Annotated in this window: 18 protein-coding genes; 6 read left to right on the top strand and 12 right to left on the bottom strand. The window is 67.1% G+C overall.

The features are described 5' to 3' along the window. The first annotated feature begins 52 nt into the window (after window positions 1-52). Window positions 53-1,192: an NADH:flavin oxidoreductase/NADH oxidase gene (locus tag CWC60_RS10225; RefSeq protein ID WP_109793873.1), complete on the top strand. Its 1,140-nt coding sequence runs from the start codon at window positions 53-55 to the stop codon at window positions 1,190-1,192. Between the two features lie 98 nt (window positions 1,193-1,290). Here the strand turns inward: CWC60_RS10225 and CWC60_RS10220 are convergent, their stop codons facing one another. The 12 genes from CWC60_RS10220 to CWC60_RS10165 form a co-directional block, all read right to left on the bottom strand. Then, window positions 1,291-1,815 carry a pyridoxamine 5'-phosphate oxidase family protein gene (locus CWC60_RS10220; protein WP_109793872.1) on the bottom strand — a complete coding sequence of 175 codons (525 nt, stop codon included), beginning with the start codon at window positions 1,813-1,815 and terminating at the stop codon, window positions 1,291-1,293. Between the two features lie 10 nt (window positions 1,816-1,825). Beyond that, window positions 1,826-3,763, bottom strand: coding sequence for a flavin-containing monooxygenase (locus CWC60_RS10215; RefSeq protein WP_109793871.1), 1,938 nt, complete (start codon window positions 3,761-3,763; stop codon window positions 1,826-1,828). Between the two features lie 164 nt (window positions 3,764-3,927). Then, window positions 3,928-4,095, bottom strand: a complete 168-nt coding sequence (gene rpmG / locus CWC60_RS10210; RefSeq protein WP_109793870.1) for a 50S ribosomal protein L33 — start codon at window positions 4,093-4,095, stop codon at window positions 3,928-3,930. A 76-nt stretch (window positions 4,096-4,171) separates the two neighbouring features. Continuing rightward, entirely contained in the window at window positions 4,172-4,582 is a 411-nt protein-coding gene (locus CWC60_RS10205; protein ID WP_206419870.1) for a DUF6524 family protein, read from the bottom strand. Between the two features lie 30 nt (window positions 4,583-4,612). Then, complete coding sequence (locus CWC60_RS10200) at window positions 4,613-6,694, bottom strand: molybdopterin-containing oxidoreductase family protein (protein WP_109793868.1); 2,082 nt, start codon at window positions 6,692-6,694, stop codon at window positions 4,613-4,615. Between the two features lie 63 nt (window positions 6,695-6,757). Next, complete coding sequence (locus CWC60_RS10195) at window positions 6,758-7,462, bottom strand: histidine phosphatase family protein (protein ID WP_109793867.1); 705 nt, start codon at window positions 7,460-7,462, stop codon at window positions 6,758-6,760. A 50-nt stretch (window positions 7,463-7,512) separates the two neighbouring features. After that, window positions 7,513-9,741, bottom strand: coding sequence for a ribonuclease R (gene rnr / locus CWC60_RS10190; protein ID WP_109793866.1), 2,229 nt, complete (start codon window positions 9,739-9,741; stop codon window positions 7,513-7,515). Between the two features lie 2 nt (window positions 9,742-9,743). Further along, a complete protein-coding gene (topA, locus tag CWC60_RS10185) occupies window positions 9,744-12,344 on the bottom strand; it encodes a type I DNA topoisomerase (protein WP_109793865.1) in 2,601 nt (866 codons plus the stop codon). Window positions 12,345-12,448: 104 nt separating this feature from the next. After that, window positions 12,449-13,567 carry a DNA-processing protein DprA gene (dprA, locus tag CWC60_RS10180; protein WP_109793947.1) on the bottom strand — a complete coding sequence of 373 codons (1,119 nt, stop codon included), beginning with the start codon at window positions 13,565-13,567 and terminating at the stop codon, window positions 12,449-12,451. Window positions 13,568-13,661: 94 nt separating this feature from the next. Further along, window positions 13,662-15,344 (bottom strand): methyl-accepting chemotaxis protein, encoded by a 1,683-nt coding sequence (locus CWC60_RS10175; protein WP_109793864.1) that lies wholly within the window; start codon window positions 15,342-15,344, stop codon window positions 13,662-13,664. 19 nt (window positions 15,345-15,363) lie between these two features. Next, window positions 15,364-15,936, bottom strand: a complete 573-nt coding sequence (locus tag CWC60_RS10170) for a hypothetical protein (protein ID WP_109793863.1) — start codon at window positions 15,934-15,936, stop codon at window positions 15,364-15,366. Between the two features lie 207 nt (window positions 15,937-16,143). Beyond that, the gene (locus CWC60_RS10165; protein ID WP_109793862.1) at window positions 16,144-16,677 is read right to left on the bottom strand and encodes a peroxiredoxin; all 534 of its coding nucleotides are present in this window, start codon (window positions 16,675-16,677) and stop codon (window positions 16,144-16,146) included. 765 nt (window positions 16,678-17,442) lie between these two features. Between CWC60_RS10165 and CWC60_RS10160 the strand changes: the two genes are divergently transcribed. The 5 genes from CWC60_RS10160 to CWC60_RS10140 all read left to right on the top strand — a co-directional run bounded on the left by CWC60_RS10160 (window position 17,443) and on the right by CWC60_RS10140 (window position 21,625). Then, on the top strand, window positions 17,443-18,993 hold the full coding sequence (locus CWC60_RS10160) for a fatty acid--CoA ligase (protein WP_206419869.1): 1,551 nt from the start codon (window positions 17,443-17,445) through the stop codon (window positions 18,991-18,993). A 79-nt stretch (window positions 18,994-19,072) separates the two neighbouring features. Then, window positions 19,073-19,948, top strand: a complete 876-nt coding sequence (locus CWC60_RS10155) for a DMT family transporter (RefSeq protein WP_206419868.1) — start codon at window positions 19,073-19,075, stop codon at window positions 19,946-19,948. 137 nt (window positions 19,949-20,085) lie between these two features. Continuing rightward, the gene (locus CWC60_RS10150; protein ID WP_109793861.1) at window positions 20,086-20,493 is read left to right on the top strand and encodes a PepSY domain-containing protein; all 408 of its coding nucleotides are present in this window, start codon (window positions 20,086-20,088) and stop codon (window positions 20,491-20,493) included. Further along, window positions 20,493-21,107, top strand: a complete 615-nt coding sequence (locus tag CWC60_RS10145; protein ID WP_109793860.1) for a cytochrome b/b6 domain-containing protein — start codon at window positions 20,493-20,495, stop codon at window positions 21,105-21,107. Before CWC60_RS10150 ends, CWC60_RS10145 begins: the two co-directional genes overlap by 1 nt. Then, on the top strand, window positions 21,104-21,625 hold the full coding sequence (locus CWC60_RS10140; RefSeq protein ID WP_109793859.1) for a helix-turn-helix transcriptional regulator: 522 nt from the start codon (window positions 21,104-21,106) through the stop codon (window positions 21,623-21,625). The genes CWC60_RS10145 and CWC60_RS10140 overlap by 4 nt, the downstream gene beginning before the upstream one ends. Window positions 21,626-21,636: the final 11 nt, after the last annotated feature.

Raw genomic sequence — 21,636 nt, 5'->3', positions numbered from 1 at the left:
CTTCGCCCGCGACCGTGACGGGGTCAAAGGCCGAAGGGGAGGGGCCGAAGGCATGAGCGCACTGTTTTCCGAATTCGAGCTGGGCGGGATGACGTTCGACAACCGGGTCGTTGTCTCGCCGATGTGTCAGTACCTGGCCGAGGATGGCTCGGCGACCGACTGGCATCTGATGCACCTCGGCAACCTGGCCATGAGCGGCGCCGGGCTGCTGATCGTCGAGGCGACCCATGTCAGCCGGGAGGGGCGGATCACGCACAACTGCCTCGGCCTCTATTCGGACGAGAACGAGGCGGCGCTGGCCCGCGCCATCGATTTCTGCCGCCGCCACGGCACGGCGAAACTGGGCATCCAGGTCGGCCATGCCGGCCGCAAGGCCTCGACGGACATCCCGCTGCGCGGCGGCAAGCCGCTGCCGTCGGAGCAGGGCGCCTGGCAGACGATCGCGCCGTCGGCGCTGCCCTATGCCGAGGGCTGGCATACGCCGCGCGCCTTCCAGGCCGAGGATTTCGCCCGGGTCCGCGAGGAGTTCGTGCAGGCCGCCATCCGCGCCGCGCGCATCGGCTTCGACCTGTTCGAACTGCATGGCGGCCATGGCTATCTGCTGCACCAGTTCCTCTCGCCGATCTCGAACCGGCGCGAGGACGCCTATGGTGGCGACCTGGCGGGGCGCATGCGTTTTCCGCTGGAGGTCTTCGACGCCGTGCGCTCGGTCTGGCCACATGATCGCCCGCTCGGCATCCGCCTATCGGCGACCGACTGGGTGGAGGGCGGCTGGACGCTCGGGGAGACGGCGGAGCTGGCGCGCGAACTGAAGAACCGCGGCTGCGATTTCATCGACGTCACCACGTCGGGCCTCGATCCGCGCCAGCAGATCCCGATCGGCCCCGGCTATCAGGTGCCCTTCGCCGAACAGATCCGCCGGGAGGCGGAGATCCCGACCATGGCGGTCGGCATGATCACCGAGCCGCAGCAGGCCGAGGCGATCATCGCCGAGGGCCGCGCCGACTTCGTCATGCTGGCCCGGGGCATGATGTACGACCCGCGATGGGCCTGGCATGCCGCGGAGGAGCTGGGTGTCGAGATTCCCTACCCGGCGCAGTACGCCCGCGCCCTGCCGTCGAAATGGCCGCAGGCCTTCGCCCATCGCCGCCGGACGGCGCCGAAGGCCGTCGGCGACGCGCGGCAGCTGTAGGAAATGGTGTGGCCCTTGGACTGGATCCAAGGGCCCGGTAATAGGAAGGACTGTGTCCTGGGGTCGAGCTCCAGGACGCCACGGTTGTTGATCAGCTCTCAGCTCTTCTCCGGCCCGCGGGTGTCGAACTGCACGTTCGGGTCCTGGAAGTAGCGCTTCGCCCAGATGCCCTCGCCGGGCTCATCCTTGAGCGGCAGGCGCCAGGTGCGCACCTTCGCATCGGCGAGCTTCACCCGGAACAGGCCCCGTCTTTCGCCGATGGTGTTTCGCACATAGGCTTCGGCGTCCTTCTCCGGCACGTAGCGCGCGGCCATGCGCCGGTAGAGGTCGCGCCATTCGTCATCCTCGCCGACGTCATGGACCAGCTCTGCCCGGCCCTCGACGATCACCTTGCGGTAGGGCAGGGGCTGCTCGTCGATGCACAGCGAGCAGCGCGGGTCGCGGCGCAGACAGTCGAACCACTCCGAACGCTCGCGGGGCGTAAACCAGATGGCGCCATCCTCGTGAATGAACCACAGCGGCGTGACAAAGGGGCTGCCGTCTGGGCGGACGACGCCGATCTTCATGACGACCTTGCGTTCGGCCAGAAACGCGTTGCGCTCCGCGTCGGTCAGCTTGGGCATGATTGTCTCCTCAGGCGGCGCTGGCGGCGTCGCCCGCCGGCTCGATGCGGTATTTCGACAGGTCGATGTCGCGGGTCCAGTGCCAGTAGTCCACCAGCCGGAATGGCGTGACCGAGTAGACCCGGCCCGCCTTGTTCCGGTAGTAGGTGGTCATGCCCGGATGGGTCCAGATCATCTGTTCGTGCTCGGCGTCGACCCTGGCGCACCAGTCCTCCTGGGCTTGCTCGGTCGGCTCCAGAGCCTCGATGTCCTTTTCCATCATCGTCTTCAGGGCCTCGGCAATGTAGTTCGCCTGGCACTCGGCCTGGAAGATGGCGCTGCCGCCATGGCCAAGGCCGGTGTTCGGGCCCTGCATGACGAACAGGTTGGGGAAGTGCGGCACCGTGATGCCGAGATAGGCGCGCGGGTCGTCGTCGGCCCAGTCCTCCTCCAGCTTCCGTCCGCCGGCGCCCGTCAGGTTGAGCCGGGCCGCCATGAGCGAGACCTTGAAGCCGGTCGCCATGATGACGACGTCGACCTCCCGCAGCCGGCCGTCCTCGGTGACGACGCCGTTCTCCGCAATGCGCTCGACCCGGTCGGTGATCAGTTCGACGTTCGGTTTCTTGATCGCCTGATACCAGCCATTGTCCAGCAGGATGCGCTTGCCGTAGGGCGGGTAGGTGGGCATGCACTTCTCGATCAGGTCGGGGCGGTCCTCCAGCTCCTTCTCGATATGCGCTGCCATTTCCTGGCGGTGGCGTTCGTTGGCGCGGTTCAGCGAGCGCTCGGGATGCTCCCAGTCCGGATCCTTGCGCAACGTCGGCAGCAGGCCGTCGCCATAGCGCCAGAGCATGGTGAGCCGGAACCATGCGGCGTAGAAGGGCACGTTCTCCAGCAGCCACTGGGCGCCCTCGCCGATGGGATCGTGATAACGCGGGATCGGACGCGCCCACTGGGCACTGCGCTGATAGACATGCAGTTCGGCCACCTCGTCGACGATGGACGGCACCACCTGCATGGACGAGGCGCCGGTGCCGATCACGGCGACCCGCTTTCCCTTCAGGTCCAGGCCCTCCGGCCACTCTGCGGTGTGGAACAGCGGCCCCCTGAAGCTGTCCAGCCCCTTGATCTCGGGCAGGGTCGGCAGGCTGAGCTGGCCGATGGCGCTGACCAGCGCCTTGGTCTCGACCGCTTCGATCGAGCCGTCGGCGCGCCGCAGTTCGACGCGCCAGAAACGGCCGCCTTCGTCCCATTCGCCCTTCACCACCTCGGTGCGGAAGCTGATCCGGTCGTTCAGGCCGAATTCGTCGACCGAACGCTCCAGATAGTCGTGCAGCTGGTCGCGGGTGGAGAAATACCGGTGCCAGCGATAGGGCCGCGCATTGGAGAACGAATAGGCGTGGTTCGGTGTGTCGACGCCGCAGCCGGGATAGATGTTCTCGTACCAGGTGCCGCCGACGCGGTCGTTGCGCTCGACGATACGAAAGGGAACGCCCAGATCCTTCAGCCGGGAGCCAAGGGCGATGCCGCTGGCGCCGGCACCGACGATCAGCACCGGCCGCTCGTCGACGGGCGTCGTCTCCTGCGGCCGCCGCCAGCCGTTGTGCTGCGACGCCAGGCCGACCTGCTCGCGCATCATGGGCGCGTATTCGGGCGGAATGCGTTCGCCCAGGCAGGTGTTCATCATCTCGACCATCACTTCGTCGCCGGGGTCCCGCACCGCCGGCTCCAGGCCAGGACGCGAGAGAATCTCGACTGCGGCGCGGCGCAGTTCGGCGCGCGCTTCCTCGGAGAGGCCGGCGGTCTCGTCGGCGATCAGGCGCACGTCGCGGGCGGGCCGGAACGGCTCCTCCAGCCACTTGCGGTCGCCGGTCATGTGATAGAGGACCATCGGCAGCACGCGATAGTCGGCCTCGTCGAGCGCCACCTCCAGCTTGTCTTTCGGCAGGTCGTGAATCTCGATCTTCATTGGCTTGCTCCTCCCCACGGCCAAACTGTCAGCTTCGATGCAATCCGTGAAGCCTACCGATCAGATGTAAATTATACCAATGAGTATCAAGGCGATGCCGGAAATGCAAAAGGGGCCGCGTCGCCGCGGCCTCTTCGCTTGGATTCCGAACTGCCGGCGGAAGCCTACTTGATCTTGGCTTCCTTGAACTCGACGTGCTTGCGCGCGACCGGATCGTACTTCTTCAGCGACATCTTCTCGGTCAGGTTGCGCGGGTTTTTCTTGGTCACGTAGTAGTAGCCCGTGCCGGCGGTGCTCACGAGCTTGATCTTCTGAACAACTGGCTTGGCCATGGCGTGTCTCGTCTCAGTCTGAATTCCGGAGCGCGGAAGATAATCCCGCGGGCGTGGATGTCAATGGAAAGTGGGCCTATTCCTCGACGTCGTCAACGTCGGCCTGACCGGAAATGCGCCGGCGTACGTGACTCCAGCTGACGCCGACGCCCATGATCGTCGCGACCACGACCAGGATGATCCAGATCAGGGCGTCGCGGTTGGTCGGATCCAGCATCTGCTGGTCCACCAGGATCCAGATGATCACGCCGAAGATCGCGGCAATCAGCACGATTCCGAAGATGCCGATGGAGCGGAAGGTCGCGCGCAGGAAGATGACGTAGCCGACGACGAGGATGAGGCCCACCAGCAGCTTGTAGGGCAGGTCGACCTGCAACTCGTCGAAGGTCCAGCTGAGATAGTTGAAGGCGGTCGGGTTGTAGGTCACCAGCACCAGTACGAGGGCAATGAGCCAGCGCTTGAAGAAGCCCGCGAAATCCATATGCATGTTGTCGTCTTCCCCCTCGGTGCGGCGCCCTCAGGCCGCTTCGACCGCCACCGCCGTGTCGTGAAACAGGCCGCCGCCGACCGGCGCGCCGGGCTCGGCGCTGGTCAGCGCGTTGATGCCCAGCCCGTCGACGAAGGCGGCGTTGGGCCAGACCGATTCGACGATGATCACGCCGGGGCGGAGGCCGTCGAAGACCTCCGCATGGAGGCGCACGGTGCCGCGCTCGTTGGAAAGCCTCACGAGCTGCCCGTCCGCGATGCCCAGCTTCCCGGCGTCGGCCGGACCGATCTTCACGGTCGGGCGGTTCTCCCGCTTTTTCGAGGTCGGCGTCTCGGTGAAGGAGGAGTTGAGGAAGTTCCTGGCCGGGCTGGTGCTCATCCGGAAGGGCTTCTCCGGCGTCGCCCGGTCCTCGCGGCCCCAGTAGTCGGGGAAGGCGGGCATGTCGCCGGGCGCGCCGTCCGGTCCGAATCCCTTCGGCGCGCATTCCGACCAGTCGGGGCGGAAACGGAACCGGCCGTCCGGATGGCCGAAGCCGTTCAGATAGTGCGCGGTCTCGAAATCCGGCTGCACGTCGAACCAGCGTTTTTCGCGCAATTCGTCGATTCCCGGCCATCCCGAGTTCTTCAGCGTCTCGTCGATGATCTCTTCCGGGCCCATGGCGAAGCCGCGATGCTCGGCGCCCAGCCGCTCGGCCAGGGCGCAGATCACTTCGTGATTGCTGCGGCAGCCCTCGGGCGCGTCGACCGCCTTCGGACCCAGCAGGATGTGCTGATGGCCGCCGCCCTGGTAGAGGTCGGTGTGCTCCAGGAACATGGTCGCCGGCAGCACGACGTCGGCGAACTGCGCCGTCTCGGTCAGGAACTGCTCGTGGACGCAGGTGAACAGATCCTCTCGGGCCAGTCCCGCATGCACCTTGTTCAGTTCCGGCGCGACCATCGCCGGATTGGTGTTCTGCATGAAAAGGCCCATGATCGGCGGCCCGTCGCCCAGGTCGCGCCGATCGCCCGTCAGCACCGGGCCGATGCGCGACTGGTCCAGGATGCGGGTGTGGCGGCCCGGCGCGTCCAGTCCCTCGATCAGGCCGCGGTCCCAGTGATAGATGGCGCCGTTGTTGTGGAAGGCGCCGCCGCCTTCGTGCCGCCAGGAGCCCAGAACCGCCGGCACGCAAAGCGCCGCATGCATGTTCACCGAGCCGTTGCGCCCGCGCGTGAAGCCGTAGCCCAGCCGGAAGAAGGTCCGTGGCGTCTCGCCCACCAGCTTCGCGAAGGCCTCGATCTCCTCGACGCCGAGGCCGGTGATCTCCGCCGCCCATTCCGGGGTCCTGTCGGCCAGATGCGCCTCCAGGCCCGCCGGATCGTCGGTGTACTTCGCCATGTAGTCGCGGTCCGCATGGCCGTCGCGGAAGGCGATGTGCATGACCGCACAGGCCAGTGCGCCGTCGGTGCCCGGCTTCAGGATCAGGCCCATGTCGGCCTGGTCGATGGTGCCGTTGCGGTAGACGTCGATGGCGACGATCTTCGCCCCGCGTTCCTTCCTGGCCTTGATGGCGTGGGTCATGACGTTGACCTGGGTGTTCACCGGGTTGGTGCCCCAGATCACGACGCAATCCGACTTGGCCATCTCGCGCGGGTCGACGCCGGCCAGCAGGCCGGTGCCTGCGATATAGCCGGTGAAGGCCATCGTCGTGCAGAAGGTGCCGTGCATCCGGCTGTAGCCCTTGGCGTGGCGCAGACGGTTGATGCCGTCGCGCATCACCAGGCCCATGGTCCCGGCGTAATAATAGGGCCAGATCGCCTCGGCGCCGTGTTCGGCCTCGATGGCAAGGAACTTCTCCGCCACCAGGTCCAGCGCCTCGTCCCAGGACGCCTCGCGGAACTGCCCGGAGCCCTTGGGGCCGGTGCGGATCATCGGCTTCGTCAGCCGGTCGGGATGGTGGATGCGCTCGGCGTAGCGGGCGACCTTGGCGCAGATCACGCCGTCGGTGTAGCTGTTGTCCTTCGACCCGCGCACGCGGCCGATCCGGTCCGGCGCCAGGACGTCCACCTCCAGCGCGCAGGTCGACGGACAGTCGTGCGGACAGGCGGAATAGGCGACGGTGACGGGCGCGTTCATGGCGGCCTCCCAGGTTCCCAACGCAAATACACCTAGCGTCCGCCCGACGCGGCGGCAAGCGGATCAGGCGTCGGCGCGCTGGGCGAAGTAGCGTTCCTGGTTGGTGCGGCGGTCGTCCAGACGCCATGGCTCGTCGGGCCGCCAGTTCAGCATGCGCAGGAAATAGCGCTGCAGCCGTCCGTCGGCGACGTCCAGATCGATGATGTTCAGACAGGCCGTGTCCTGTTCGAAACGCGCCAGCCCGTGCAGACCCGCATGTGCCAGCCAGGAGAAGACGGCCCGGTTCACGCCGCCATGGGCGACGATCAGCATGGTGCGCCAGTCGTCCTCGATCAGCAGTTCGTGGATGGTCTTCGTCACCCGTTCGTAGAAATCGTCGAAGGCCTCGCCCCGGGCGAAGCGCATGCCGGGCTCGTGGGCGCGTTCGAAGGCGTAGACCATTTCGGACAGCGACTCGGACCGGTTCATCAGGGCGGCGGCGCCGGACCTGATCTCCCGCAGCCCGCCGATGACCTCGAGTTTCGGGTCGGTGCGGCCGCCCAGCGCGCCTTCCGCTGTCTGCACCGTGCGCAGCAGGCCCGAGCAGACGGCGCGGTCGAAATGGACCTCGCGCAGCGCCTCGCCCATGGCCGCGGCCTGTTCGTGGCCCAGATCGGTCAGCGGCACCTTGTCCGGCTCGGCGACGCGGACGCCGTTCTCGTCGTAGTAGTTCACATCGCCATGACGCATCAGATAGACGCGCCGCCGGTCGGCGGCCAGGTCGGTCATGTTCGTTCCTCCAGGGTCCGGCGACCATGTTCGCGCCGCCGGATGACAGTTCAGCGACGCCTTCGGCCGCGGTGCTTCTCCCGCGGCGGACGGCCGCCGGCGGGGCGTTTCGGTCCGGGCCGGGCCTTCGCCCTGGCGTCTTTCTTCTCGCTCGCCACGATCTCCAGCACCAGACCGCCGGTCACCGGCACCGCGTCCTGCAGCTTCACGGTCACCGGGTCGCCCAGCCTCCAGAGACGGCCGGTGCGCCGCCCGACCAGCATGCGCGCCTGCTCGTCGAAGTCGTAGTAATCGTCGCCCAGGGTGCGCATGGGCACGATGCCGGAGGCGCCCGTCTCGGCGAGGCTGACGAACAACCCAGCCCTGGTCACGCCCGACACCCGGCCCGCGAACATGCCGCCGATCTGATCCTTCAGGTAGATCGCCGTGAAGCGGTCCATGGCGTCGCGCTCGGCCAGCATGGCCCGGCGCTCGAATTCGGATGTCTGTTCGGCCAGTTTCTCCACCGCCGCCTTGTCCATGTCGCGCAGGCCGTCATTGCCGGCGCGCATGGCGTCGATCAGGGCGCGGTGCACCAGCAGGTCGGCGTAGCGGCGGATCGGCGAGGTGAAATGGGCGTAGCGCTTCAGCGAGAGGCCGAAATGGCCCATGTTGTCGGTGCTGTAATAGGCCTGCGTCTGGGCCCGCAGCACCGCCTCGTTGACCATCGCTTCCTCGTCGGTGCCGGAGGCCCGGTCCAGCACCTTGTTGAACTGTTTCGGCCGCATCACCTCGCCGATGGTGAAGTCGATTTCCAGGGTCTCGAGGAACTCCTTCAGCGATTTGAGGCGCTCCGGGTCGGGCGGTTCGTGGACGCGGTAGACACAGATCTTCTTGCGCTTCTCCAGTGTTTCCGCGGCGCAGACATTGGCCAGGATCATCATCTCCTCGATGACCTTGTGCGCCTCCAGTCGTTCGCGCGGCCGGATCGCCGCGATGTAGCCGTCCTCGCCGATCTCCGCCTTGCGTTCCGGCAGTTCGATGTGCAGCGGCTGCCGGCGGTCCCGCTCCTTCGCCAGCAGCCGGTAGGCGGCGAAGAGCGGCTTCAGGACGTTGTCCAGCAGCGGCTCGACCTCTGGCCTCGGCGCGCCGTCGATCGCCGCCTGCACGTCCTCGTAGGCGATGTTGGCCGCCGAGCGCATCAGCGCGCGCCGGAAGCGGTGGCGAAGCTTCCGGCCCTTGGCGTCGATCACGATCTCGGCCGCCAGAACGGGCCGGACCTCGCCGGGCATCAACGAGCAGAGGTCGGCGGACAGGGTCTCCGGCAGCATGGGCGCGACCCGGTCGGGGAAATAGCAGGAGACGCCGCGTTCCTGAGCCGCCTTGTCGAGGGCACTGCCCGACCGGACGTAATGGGCGACATCGGCGATGGCGACGATGATGCGGAAACCGCCTTCGTTCTCGGGGTCGTCGTCGTCCGCCGCCCAGACCGCGTCGTCATGGTCGCGCGCATCAGAAGGATCGATGGTGACCAGCGGCACATCGCGCAGATCCTCGCGGCCGTGCAGTTCCGTCACCGGCAGCGCTTCCGCCGCCTCGCCCAGTGCCTCCGCGGTGAAGTCCTTCGGTATGCCATGAGTCTGGATCGACATCAGCGAGATGGCGCGGGGATTGTCGAAGGAGCCCAGCACGTCGACGACCTTCGCGTGCCGCGGTCCCAGCGCGCGGCCGGGCAGGGCCTCGATCTCCACAAGGTCGCCGGACCGGGCGCCCTTTAGGTCGCCGGCGCGCACGATCATCTCGTCGCGCAGCTTGCGGTCGGCGGGGCGGACGCGGCCCTCGGCCCCGACCATCTGCAGCACGCCCAGGATGCGCCGCGGCGTGATCTGCAGCCGCCGGATCGCGCGGGCCTCGTAGCCGTACCGGTGCCGGGACAGACGGGCCAGGAACTGGTCGCCCGGTTTCGGCGCCGGGCCGCGGACCGTGTCGGGATCGAGCACGATGCGCGGGCATTCAGCTTCCGATTCCCACTTGGCTGGCCGGCAGAGCACGTCATCGTCCTCGCCGATGGCGGTGACGTCCAGCACCATGACCGGCGGCAGGCGGCCGGGCGGGCGGCCCTTCTCCTCGGTTTCGGCTCCGCGCTCGGCGGCGACTTCCTTGAGCACGCGTTTCAGCCAGATGCGGTCCTGGCCCTTGATGCCGAAGGCGCGCGCCACCTCCCGCTTTCCGGCGGTCCCGCCGGATTCGTCGATGAAATCCCGGATTTCCTTCTTGGTCGGCAGATTGCCGTCGTTCACGCCTACTTCGCTTTCGACTTCGGCTGGGCCTTCTTAGTCGATGTCTTCGCCGCGCCCTTTGCCGCCGTCTTCGAGTTCGTGTTCTTCTTGCCCTTGCCGGCCTTCGCCGCACGTTCGGCGATCAACCTCACCGCCTCGTCCATGGTGATGGACTGCGGATCGACGTCCTTCGGGATCGTCGCGTTGACCTTGCCGTGCTTTACATAGGGACCGTAGCGGCCGTCGAGAACCTGTACTTCGCCGCCTTCTTCCGGATGCTCGCCGAGGGACTTCAGCGCTTTCGGCTGCGCCCGCCCGCCGCTCTTCTTTTCCGCCAGCACGGTGACGGCGCGGTTGATGCCGACGTCGAGCACCTCGCGCCAGTCGGGCAGATTGGCATATTTCTTCTCATGTTCGACGAACGGACCGTAGCGCCCGATGCCCGCCGTGATCGGGCTGCCGGTCTCCGGGTGCTCGCCGACATGCCGCGGCAGGGTGATCAGCCGGATGGCCAGTTCGAGATCGACATCGTTCGGCTCCAGCCCCTTGGGCAGGGAGACGCGTTTCGGCTTCTCGCCCGGGGCGCCTTCGCCGAGTTGCAGATAGGGGCCGTAGGGGCCGATCTTCAGCCAGATGGTCTCGCCCGTGGCGGGGTCGACGCCCATCTCCCGGTCGCCTTCCATCTCGGCCTTCTTCTGATCGTCGTCGCCGCCCAGCCGGCGGGTGAACCTGCAGTCCGGATAGTTGGAACAGCCAAGGAAGGCGCCGAACTTGCCAAGTTTGAGGCTCAGCCGGCCTTCGCTGCAGTTCGGGCAGAGGCGGGGGTCGGAGCCGTCTTCCCTTTCCGGGAACAGCGAGGGCGCCAGGAAATCGTTCAGCGCCTCCAGCACCTCTCCGATCCGCAGTTCCTTCGTCTCGTCGACCGCCGCCGAGAAGTCCTTCCAGAAGCGCCGCAGCACCTCCTTCCAGTCTTCCTTGGCGGCAGAGATGTCGTCCAGTTCCTCCTCCAGCGAGGCGGTGAAGTCGTATTCGACATAACGGCTGAAGAAGTTGATCAGGAATGCGGTGACGACGCGGCCCTTGTCCTGGGGCACGAAGCGCTTCTTCTCCAGGGTGACGTAGTCGCGGTCCTGCAGAACCGAGAGGATCGAGGCATAGGTGGAGGGCCGGCCGATGCCCAGCTCCTCCAGTTTCTTGACCAGCGTTGCTTCGGTGTAGCGCGGCGGCGGCTGGGTGAAATGCTGGTCCGGCTGCACCTCGCGGCGGTCGAGGTTCTCGCCTTCGGTCAGCTTCGGCAGGCGGCGGTCGTCATCGTCATCGGAGGTGTCGTCGCGCCCCTCCTCGTAGACCTTCAGGAAGCCGGGAAACTCGACCACCGTGCCGGTGGCGCGGAAGACGATGCCGCCGTCCGCGTCCGGGATGTCCACGCCGGTCTGGGCGAGGCGCGCATCGGCCATCTGGCTGGCCACCGTGCGTTTCCAGATCAGCTCGTAGAGCCTGGACTGCTCGGCCGAGAGGTAGCGCTTCATCTGTTCCGGCGTGCGGGTGACGTCGGTGGGGCGGATCGCCTCGTGCGCTTCCTGGGCATTCTTCGCCTTGGTCGCCCAGTGACGGGGCTTGGAGGGTACGTAGGGCCGGCCGTATTCCTCGCCGATGGTCGCGCGGATGGCGTCAATGGCCTCGGAGGCGAGCTGGACGCCGTCTGTCCGCATGTAGGTGATCAGGCCGATGGTCTCGCCGCCGATGTCCACGCCTTCGTAGAGCTTCTGCGCCACCTGCATGGTCTGGCGTGCGCTGAAGCCGAGCTTCCGCGAGGCTTCCATCTGCAGGGTCGAGGTGATGAAGGGCGGCCAGGGCCGGCGGCTGGTCTGACGGGTCTCGATCTCGCCCACGGTGAAGCTGCCCGCCTCGGCGCGGCGGGCCAGTTCCATCGCTTCCGCCTCGGTCTTGATGTCCAGGCGGTCCAGCTTGCGTCCGTCGACCTGCGTCAGGCGCGCGGTGACATCCTCCCCCGCGGCGGTACGGAAGACGGCCTTGATCGACCAGTATTCCTGCGGCCTGAACTTTTCGATATCCAGTTCGCGCTCGACGATCAGCCGGAGCGCGACGGACTGCACCCGTCCCGCGGAGCGCGCGCCCGGCAGCTTGCGCCAGAGCACCGGACTCAGCGTGAACCCGACCAGATAGTCGAGCGCCCGGCGCGCCTGCTGGGCGTTGACCAGGTCCATGTCGATCGCCCGGGGGTGCTTCATCGCCTCGGTGATGGCGCCTTTGGTGATCTCGTTGAAGACGACGCGCTCCACCTCGACCGATTTCTTCAGCGCCCGGCGGGACTTCAGCGCCTCCAGCACGTGCCAGGAGATCGCCTCGCCTTCGCGGTCGGGGTCGGTCGCCAGCACCAGCCGATCCGCATCCTTCACCGCGTCGGCGATGGCCTTCAGGTGCTTGGCCGATTTCGGGTCGGCCTGATAGGTCATGGAGAAGTCTTCCTCCGGCAGGACCGAACCGTCCTTGGAGGGCAGATCGCGCACATGACCGAAGGATGCCAGGACCTTGTAGTTGGATCCCAGATACTTGTTGATGGTCTTGGCCTTGGCCGGGCTCTCGACGACAACGACGTCCATGGCACCTCAGCGCGTTGGGGGGAGGGGGCCGGAAGCCCGATCAGTGAGCGGCGAAAATGGGGGCTGGCCCATAGGCTGTCAACGGCCCTCGCGGCCGGGAGGTCTCACCCGTCATGATTGAGGGCGTAACGGTTGCCGGCATGACGCTGCACCCGGCCGGCAATCTCCAGTTCGACGATGAGCGCGTTGAAATCGGAGGGACCGAGGCCGCTGGCCCGCATCAGCACGTCCGCTTCCGCCGGCTCCGGCGACAGGGCCTCGACCAGGGCGCTGCGCGCCTCGTCGCCCGGATCGAGAGCGAAGCCGGCATCCTCCACCGGACCCTCGAAGCGCGCCGGCACGGGCTGGAACAGGCTGGTGCGGCCCGAGGCAAGCTCCTCGAGGATGTCGTCGGCGCTTTCCACCAGACGCGCGCCCTCGCGGATCAGGCGATTGGCGCCACGGGCCCTGGGGTCCAACGGCGAACCCGGCACGGCGAAGACGTCGCGGCCCTGCTCGCCGGCGTAGCGCGCCGTGATCAGCGTGCCGGAGCGCAATGCCGCTTCCACCACCAGAACGCCCAGCGAGAGCCCGGAGATCACCCGGTTGCGGCGGGGGAAGTGCCGCGCCTTGGGCTCTGCGCCCAGGGGCTGTTCGGCCAGGATGACGCCGTGTTCGGCGACTTCCTTCTGCAGGGCTTCGTTCTCCGGCGGATAGAAAATGTCGACGCCGCCGGCGACGACGGCTGCGGTTCCGGTATCGAGGCTGGCGCGGTGGGCCTCGGCATCGATGCCGCGGGCGAGGCCCGAGATCACGACATGGCCCTGGGCGCCCAGTTCGCCGACGATGCGGCGGCAGAGCGTGCGGCCGTTGGCGGAGCAGTTGCGGGCGCCGACGACGGCCACCGTCGGCCGTTCCAGCAGGCTGGCGTCACCCAGCACGGAAATCACCGGCGGCGCGCCTTCCGCCTGCGCCAGTCGGGCCGGATAATCGGCGTCGCCGGCCATGATCAGCCGTCCGCCGATGCGGCGAAGACCTTCGACTTCCCTCTCCGCCTGCTGGACGGACGCCACCCGAAGCCTGCGGCGGCCATTGCGGCGTGCAATATCGGGCAGCGCCTCCAGCGCCGCCTCGGCGTCGCCGTACCGCGCCAGCAGGCGCATGAAATTCACGGGGCCGACGTTCTCGCTGCGGATCAGCCGCAGCCGGGCCAGTCGTTCGCCATCGGTGTCCGCCGGTTTCATGGCCGGCAGCATGCACCGGTTGCGCGTCCGGTACAAACGAACAACCCCCGCCGGCGGGCGGCGGGGGTTGTGGGTTGGCCTGTGATCATCCGTGTCAGGCGGCGCGCACGCGCTCCAGGAAGCCGTTGATCTCGGTGTTGAGGGCGTTGGCCTGATGCGCGAGATCGCCGGCGGAAGCGAGAACCTGGGCGGCGGCGGAACTGGACTGGCTCGCCGCCTCGGTGACGCCGGAGATGTTGACCGAGACATCCTGCGTGCCGGAAGCGGCCTGCTGCACGTTCTGGGAGATGTCCTGGGTGACCGCGGTCTGTTCTTCCACTGCCGCGGCGATCGTCGAGGCGATGCCGGACAGTTCCTTGACCGCGCCGGTCACCCGGGAGATCGCCGCAGCCGAGCTGCCGGTGGCGGCCTGGATGGCCTGGATCTGCTCGGCGATGTCCGTCGTCGCCTTGGCGGTCTGGCTGGCCAGCGTCTTGACCTCGGATGCGACGACCGCAAAGCCTTTGCCGGCGTCCCCGGCGCGGGCAGCCTCGATGGTGGCGTTGAGCGCAAGCAGGTTGGTCTGCTCGGCGATTTCCTTGATCAGGGCCACGACCTCGCCGATCTTCTCCGCCGTGTCGGCAAGCTGCTGCACGGTGATGACCGTCTCGTCGGCTTCCCTTTCGGCGGTGCCGGCGCGTGTCGAGGATTCGGACGCCTGGCGGCCGATCTTGCGGATCGAGTTCGACATTTCCTGCGTGGCCGAGGCGACGGTCTGGACATTCACCGATGCCTGCTCGGAGGCGCTGGCAACGGCGGCGGAGCGGTTGTTGGTTTCGTCCACGGTGGCCGTCATGGCCTGGGCCGCGGCCTGCAACTCGGTAGCGGCGCTGGAGACGGCCTTCACGATGTTGCCAACCGCCTGCTCGAACTCGCCCGCGAGTTCGTGCATCGCTGCCTTGCGTTCCGCTTCGGCGCGGGTCTCCGTTTCGCGTTCACGCAATTCCAGTTCGGCCTTCTCGATGGCGTTCCGCTTGAACACCTCGATGGACTTCGCCATCGCTCCGATCTCGTCGCGGCGGTCCAGATAGGGCACCGCGGTCCCGGTGTCGCCGGCCGCGAGGGCCTGCATACGCCGGTTCATCTGCAGGATGGGCTGGGAAACCATGCGCGAGATCATGAATACGATGCCCGCCAGCAGCGCGGCGGCAATGGCGCCGGCGATCACCAGCGCCTCCAGCGCGCCCGACAGGATCTCGGCGTCGGCGCGGCCGAAGTCCCAGACCATGGCGAGGGTGCCGACCACGTCGTTGTTCGGGCCGAAGCGGATCGGCGTGACGACGACCTGCTGACCGCCGGCCATGGCGTTGAACGGCTCGCCGGTTTCGGCGGACCGCGTCACCGCGGCCTCGATCGCCGCTTCGTCAGCGGCGGCCAGAGCCTCCGAATTGTACTCGACGATGGCGCCGGCGTCGGCCTTCATCACGCGGATGGCGGCCACGGCCGCTCCTTCGCCGGCTGTCAGGGGCTGGTAGGCGTCGCGGATGTGTTCGACCTTGCCGAAGCGTACGGCGCCGCCGACCTGGGCGGCCAGAAGCCGGGTCTGCTCCAGATTGCCGGCGGCGACAAACTCCCTGACGCGCTCGCGCTCCGCAGTGAACTGGAGCGCGATGATGGCGGTGAACCCGGCGACGACGCCGAGCAGCACCACGGCGATGAGCCGCGCCCCGAGGCCGCGGAAGCGGCGGATGTCGTCCTTCCGCTTCGGGGCGGGCGCGGACTGGGTCTGTTCGGTCATGACCGGGTTCTCCGTCGGATCAGAGAGACGAAACGTCGACGCCGAACGTCGCCGCGCCGATTACGGCGCCGCTGGCGGGGTCGACGATCGGAACGCTGACCTGGCTCTGATAGGTCTGGGTCGACTCGTCCAGCTCGACATCGCCGATGTGAATCGAGTCGGCGCCGGCCAGGAAGGTTTCCTTCCACTTGGCTTCGTCGCCCTGCCAGTAGTCGGAGGTGACGTCGGACTGGCCCACGTTGAGGCCCTTGCCGTCCATGACGAAGATTTCGGTGAACTGGCCGCCTGCGGCTTCCTTGCGGGCTTTCAGATAGCCGGAGAGGTTGTTGGCGAGGACTTCGGAGATCATCTCGCCGCCGCCGTCGACCTCCGCGCGCCACTTCTTGTCGAGACCGTCGATATCGGTCTGGCCCAATCCGGCGGTCTTCTGGTTCTGGGCGTTGATCGCGGCGACGACCGTGGCGTCGCTGACAATATTGCGGATCTCGCCCCGGGCGAGCTGTTCCAGCGGGGCGCGGAATTCGTTCGCTGCCGCCGGCAGGGCCGCGAGGGCGAGAGCGGCGGCGAGGGCCGTCCGGACAACGTGGTTCATGGCGTTCCTCCTGGGGGTTGTTCGAAGCCGATCATTTCGAGGTGGTAATGGGAGGAACTTTCGTTTTGGTTAAACCGGTAAGGACAGTTCATCTGTATCGCGCTGCCGCCCGGCGATGTGGGGCGGAAGGCCGCGAACCGGGCACAACGAAAAATCCCCGCCGGAGCCCGGCGGGGATTTGGGTTAGTTTGCAGTGTCGGCGCGGGTTCAGGCGGCCTTGGCGTAGCGCTTGCGCACGACGTCGATCATGTGGTCGGCGCTCGAGATCTCGAAGGGATCGCCCTCGACGTCATCGCCCTTGCCGGGCTCCTCGAAGAGTTCGACGATCTCGCCGTCCTCGACCAGCATGGAATAGCGCCAGCTGCGATAGCCGAAGCCGAGATTGTCCTTCTTCACCAGCATGCCGATCTTGGAGGTGAACTCGCCCGAACCGTCGGGCAGCAGGGTTACCTTCTCGATGCCCTGGTGACGGCCCCACTGGAACATCACGAAGGCGTCGTTGACCGACAGGCAGACGATCTCGTCGACGCCCTGCTCGATGAACAGGTCGTGGAGCTCCTCGAAGCGGGGCAGGTGGGTCGAGCTGCAGGTCGGCGTGAAGGCGCCCGGCAGACCGAAGACGATGACCTTGCGGCCCTTGAAGATCTCGTCGGATGTCCGGTCCTGCCAGCGGAACTTGTTCGGCCCCTCGACGGATTCGTCGCGGACGCGGGTCTTGAAGGTTACGGATGGGACGCGCATGAAAAATCTCCTTTGCCCGTGTGTTGTTCGATGATCCCGATTTAGGCGTCGGGGACGGGCGCGTCAATACGAATTAGAATGATTTTAATATAAAGATGATCGCCCGGCAGCGTGGCACGGAGGTGGAAGCCTCCGCCGCCGGAGCGGCGAAGGCTTCCTTTCCGGCTCGCGGCGCGGCCGGACGCTACGCAATGTGCGGGCCGCGGGCCGAACCGGTAACAGGGGTGAGCGGACAGCAGGCGGTGGCCCTGCGCCGCGGGGGAGGACCCGGCCGAGGGGGTGGCCGGGTCCTCCGAGGCGCGAGCGCCGCATCCGCTCCATGGGCATGGAAGATGCGGTTCCGCGCCGTTCCCTTGGTGCGTCGGGCGATCCGGCTACCGCGCCCGACTGTCCTCAATCTGGTATCGCTCCGGCACAACGCCAGCAGGATCACGGAAGGGCATCGCGTTGGTCACAACGCGGTCACGGAATACCGCGATCCTCGCCGGAACGGAGATGCCGGCACGGATGCAATCGGTGGCGCGGGCTGTCCCTTGCCACTGCTCAGGCAAATGGGGCTTCCAACGTTTCTGACAATGCCAAATGGAATTATTCCATCTCTTGAATGACCGATGTCACAGCCCGCCGTGCCTGGGCCGGCGGATCGCCGGTCCCGATCCGCTCAAAGGCGCTCCCGCCGGCCGGCGGTGATCGGTGCGCATCGGCTTGCGCCGTCGGATCGCTGGCTGTAGGTCCGTCGCAGGGCGGATCCGAGGGAGGCAAGCCGTGAAGGTTCTGGGCGACATTCTTCGTCATCATGCGGCCGAACGGGGCGGCAAGACGGCGCTGAAGTTCGGCGGCCGCGAACACAGCTATGCGGATCTCGATCGATCGACCAACCGGGTCGCCAACGCGCTTCGCGCCGCGGGCCTGGGCAAGGGCGCGCGCATCGCGCTGCTGGCCGCGAATACCGACCGCTTCTTCGAACTTCAGTTCGGCGCCGCCAAGGCAGGCGTCGTTCTCGTGCCGGTCAATTTCCGTCTGGCGCCGCCGGAGGTCGCCTTCGTCGTCAACGATGCAGGGGCCGAGACATTCTTCGTCGATGCCGCCCATGCCGCCCTGGTGCGCCGGATCGCGGGCGACCTGCCGACGGTGAAGCGGATCGTCGCCGTCGACTTCGCCGACGACGAATGGACGGACTATCTGGCCTGGCGCGACCGTGGCGGCGACCACGAATGCGGCGTCGAGGTGCTGGAGACGGACACGGCCTGCCAGATGTACACCTCCGGCACCACGGGGCACCCCAAGGGCGTCGAACTGATGCACTGCAACCTGATGTCCCTGATGCCGGCGGCGACACGGCGCTGGGCCAATTGGAATGCGGATGACGTCAACCTGATCTGCATGCCGCTGTTCCACATTGCCGGCGGCGGCTGGGGCATCGTCGGTCTCTACTCGGGCTGCACCAACATCCTGCAAGCCGACGTCGATCCGGGCCTGATCCTGGAGACCATCGAGACCGAACGGGTCTCGATCGTGCTGTTCGTGCCGGCGGTGATCCTGTTCCTGACCCAGCATCCGAAGGTGAAGGACACGGATTTCTCCTCGTTGCGGCTGGTGATCTACGGCGCCTCGCCGATCCCGCTGGACCTGCTGCAGCGCGCCGTCGGCCTGTTCGGCTGCGACTTCGCCCAGGTCTACGGCCTGACCGAGACGTCAGGCGCCATCACCTATCTGCCGCCCGAGGAACACCGTCCGGAGGGCGGCCCGCGCATGAAGTCCTGCGGCAAGGCCCACGAGGCGGTCGAGATCCGCATCGTCGACGACGAGGGCCGGGAGTTGCCGGCCGGCGAGGTCGGCGAGATCATCTGCCGGACGCCGCAGAACATGAAGGGCTACTGGAAGCGCCCCGAGGCGACCGCGGCGGTGCTGCGCGAGGGCTGGTTCCGCACCGGCGATGCCGGCTATCTGGACGCGGACGGCTATCTCTACATCCACGACCGGATCAAGGACATGATCGTCTCCGGCGGCGAGAACATCTATCCGGCCGAGGTGGAGAGCGCGCTGTTCGGCCATCCCGCGATCGCCGACATCGCGGTGATCGGCGTGCCCGACGTGAAGTGGGGCGAGGCGGTCAAGGCCGTGGTCGTGCTGAAGGAAGGCGCGCGCCTGACCGAAGACGAACTGGTCGCCTACGCCCGGGAGCGCATCGCCGGGTACAAGGCGCCGAAGTCGGTGGATTTCGTCGCCGAGCTGCCGCGCAACCCGTCGGGCAAGATCCTGAAGCGGGAACTGCGCGCGCCCTACTGGGAAGGCCGGGACCGGCAGGTGAACTGACTGCCTGCCGGGTGCTGCGAATGACGGCCCGGCGAAGTTCGCGCTTGCGGGCCGCGCCGCTTCCGCGCCAGATCGCGCGATGAACTCGTCGGCCGACAATCTCCGGGGCGCTCTGCTGATGTCGGTCTGCATGGCCGGCTATGGCATCAACGACGCCATGATGAAGCTCGCCTCGGCGGATGTGGGATTCTTTCAGGCCCTGCTGGTGCGCGGACTGTTCGCCACGACCATGCTGGCGCTCATCGCCTGGCGGCGCGGCGCCCTGATGGTCTCCGTCCCGCGCGGCGACCGGACGGTCCTCGCCTGGCGCATCGCCGGCGAGGTCGGCGGCACCTACTGCTTCCTGCAGGCGCTGTTCAACATGCCGATCGCCAACGCCACGGCAATCCTGCAGTCCATGCCGCTGGCGGTGACGCTGGCGGGCGCGCTGTTCCTGCGGGAGCCGGTGGGCTGGCGGCGCTACAGCGCCATTCTGGTCGGCTTCGCGGGCGTGCTCATCATCGTCCGGCCCGGCTCGGAGGGCTTCAACGCCTATTCACTCTGGGCGCTGGCTGCGGTCTGCTTCATCGTGCTCAGGGACATCATGACCCGGCGGCTGACGGCGTCGATTCCGTCTGCCTTCGTCGCCCTGCTCACCGCCTTCTTCATCACGCTGATGGGCGCGGTCTTCGCGCCGACGCAGGAATGGCGGCCCATCGGCGGCTACGAGATCGCCCTGCTGGGCGGCGCGGCCTGCTTCCTGATCACCGGCTACACGTCATCGGTAGCGGCGATGCGGGTGGGTGACATCGGCTTCGTCTCGCCCTTCCGCTACACCATCCTGATCTGGGCTATCTTCTCCGGCATCGTCGTCTTCGGCCACTGGCCCGACCGATGGACCCTGATCGGTGCGGCCATCGTCGTGGTCACCGGCATCTATACCTTCTACCGTGAACGCCGCCTGGCCGGGCGTTGAGGCGGAAACCGCGGAATTCCGGCATAAGCATGCGCTTACGCGGGGCGTTGTAAGCGTCGGGTCGATATCGGACCCCGGGTCCACGCGCCATTGAAGGGGGCGGCGGCGACGCCGCGAACCGGAGATGGAGATGTCCGATGAAGGCCATGATCATGCTTGCCCTGACCGCACCAATTCTGATTGCCGCACCTGCGATGGCGTCCGATCGCCAGGGCGACGACCGTGGCGTCCGCGCCGAATATGGCGACCATGAGCGACGCGAATACCGGGAGCGCGACCGTGAACACGAAACGCGCGGCGACCGGGATGATGAACGCCGGAACGATCAGGAAGACGGGGACGAAGGATATCGCCGCAGCGAAGCGGAAGCCCGGGTGTTCGATGACGATCTCGCCCGCAGGCTGACGGACGAAGGCTACCGCATCGTGCGCATGGAGCGCGAGCATGGCCGGGTCGAGATAAGGGCGATCCGCGACGGACGGCACTACGAGATCGATGTCGATGGCGTGGACGGCCGCGTTCTCCGTGTCCGGGAAGACGACTGATGGCCACTGAAGCGGGTAACCGGCCGGTCCGCATCTGGGACCCGCTGGTACGGCTCACCCACTGGGGCGTGGCGATTGCGGTGCTGCTGAACGGTCTGGTGATAGACGAGCACGCGCTGGCCCATATCTGGATCGGCTATGTGGCCCTCGGACTGCTGGCGCTGCGGGTCATGTGGGGGTTCGTGGGCACCGCCCCGGCCCGGTTCTCGGCCTTCCCGCCAAGCCTGTCGGCTGCGCTGGGGCATATTGGCGACTTGATGACCGGCCGCCACCGGCGGCATGATTCCCACAATCCGCTTGGGGCCCTGATGGTTTATGCCCTCTGGGGGTCGCTGGCGCTGGTTTCCGTGACCGGCGTGATGATGGAAAGCTCGCCCTTTCCGGCCGCTTCCGACGCTCGGGTGGAGCAATATGAGACCCGTGAAGAGGACGAGCACGACGACGAGGGAGAAGAGATTCTGGAAGAGGTGCATGAGGTCTTCGCCAATCTGCTTCTGCTGCTGGCGGCGCTGCATGTCGGCGGCGTGATCCTGGAGAGTCGGCTCTCCGGCGTGAACCTGGCGCGGCAGATGGTGACGGGCCTGCGGGAGACGCCGCGTTCCCGGCGCGAATGACCGCCGGGCGGAAAGATCCGGGACACGGCGCCGGCGACCGGCGGGCGGCCATCCTGGCCGTCCTGCTGGCCGTCCAGGCGCTCTGCGCGGTCTTCTTCGTCGGCGATGTGATCACCGATTTCGGCCGTGTCGGTCTGGATCTGCACACGGCCTTCGAAGCGCTGGTCGCCCTGATGCTGGTGGCGGGCGTCGTTCTTGGCGGGCTCGAGATGCGCCGCACGCTGGAGCGGAACCAGCGTGCCGAAGCCGCGCTGTCGGTGGCATCCGGCGCCTTCGTCGAACTGATCGACAGCTATTTCGCCAGATGGAAACTGACTCCGGCGGAGTCCGACGTGGCGATGCTCGCGTTGAAGGGCTTCGACGTGGCCGAGATCGCCGGATTCCGCAACGCAGCCCAGGGCACCGTTCGGGCCCAACTTGCCCGTATCTACGCCAAGGCCGGTGTCTCCAACCGCACCCAGCTTGTCGGCCTGTTCGTCGAGGAACTCATGGGCGGCAGGGTCCACAACGCGGTCTGAGCGTCACACCC

The organism is Minwuia thermotolerans (genome assembly GCF_002924445.1).
GTDB lineage: Bacteria > Pseudomonadota > Alphaproteobacteria > Minwuiales > Minwuiaceae > Minwuia > Minwuia thermotolerans.
This window is presented reverse-complemented; position numbering and strand designations above follow the sequence as displayed.

Coding starts and splice junctions, on each gene's coding strand:
- CWC60_RS10225 (WP_109793873.1), top strand. CDS start 53: ATGAGCGCACTGTTTTCCGAATTCGAGCTGGGCGGGATGACGTTCGAC.
- CWC60_RS10220 (WP_109793872.1), bottom strand. CDS start 1,815: ATGCCCAAGCTGACCGACGCGGAGCGCAACGCGTTTCTGGCCGAACGC.
- CWC60_RS10215 (WP_109793871.1), bottom strand. CDS start 3,763: ATGAAGATCGAGATTCACGACCTGCCGAAAGACAAGCTGGAGGTGGCG.
- rpmG (WP_109793870.1), bottom strand. CDS start 4,095: ATGGCCAAGCCAGTTGTTCAGAAGATCAAGCTCGTGAGCACCGCCGGC.
- CWC60_RS10205 (WP_206419870.1), bottom strand. CDS start 4,582: ATGCATATGGATTTCGCGGGCTTCTTCAAGCGCTGGCTCATTGCCCTC.
- CWC60_RS10200 (WP_109793868.1), bottom strand. CDS start 6,694: ATGAACGCGCCCGTCACCGTCGCCTATTCCGCCTGTCCGCACGACTGT.
- CWC60_RS10195 (WP_109793867.1), bottom strand. CDS start 7,462: ATGACCGACCTGGCCGCCGACCGGCGGCGCGTCTATCTGATGCGTCAT.
- topA (WP_109793865.1), bottom strand. CDS start 12,344: ATGGACGTCGTTGTCGTCGAGAGCCCGGCCAAGGCCAAGACCATCAAC.
- dprA (WP_109793947.1), bottom strand. CDS start 13,567: ATGAAACCGGCGGACACCGATGGCGAACGACTGGCCCGGCTGCGGCTG.
- CWC60_RS10175 (WP_109793864.1), bottom strand. CDS start 15,344: ATGACCGAACAGACCCAGTCCGCGCCCGCCCCGAAGCGGAAGGACGAC.
- CWC60_RS10170 (WP_109793863.1), bottom strand. CDS start 15,936: ATGAACCACGTTGTCCGGACGGCCCTCGCCGCCGCTCTCGCCCTCGCG.
- CWC60_RS10165 (WP_109793862.1), bottom strand. CDS start 16,677: ATGCGCGTCCCATCCGTAACCTTCAAGACCCGCGTCCGCGACGAATCC.
- CWC60_RS10155 (WP_206419868.1), top strand. CDS start 19,073: ATGAACTCGTCGGCCGACAATCTCCGGGGCGCTCTGCTGATGTCGGTC.
- CWC60_RS10150 (WP_109793861.1), top strand. CDS start 20,086: ATGAAGGCCATGATCATGCTTGCCCTGACCGCACCAATTCTGATTGCC.
- CWC60_RS10145 (WP_109793860.1), top strand. CDS start 20,493: ATGGCCACTGAAGCGGGTAACCGGCCGGTCCGCATCTGGGACCCGCTG.
- CWC60_RS10140 (WP_109793859.1), top strand. CDS start 21,104: ATGACCGCCGGGCGGAAAGATCCGGGACACGGCGCCGGCGACCGGCGG.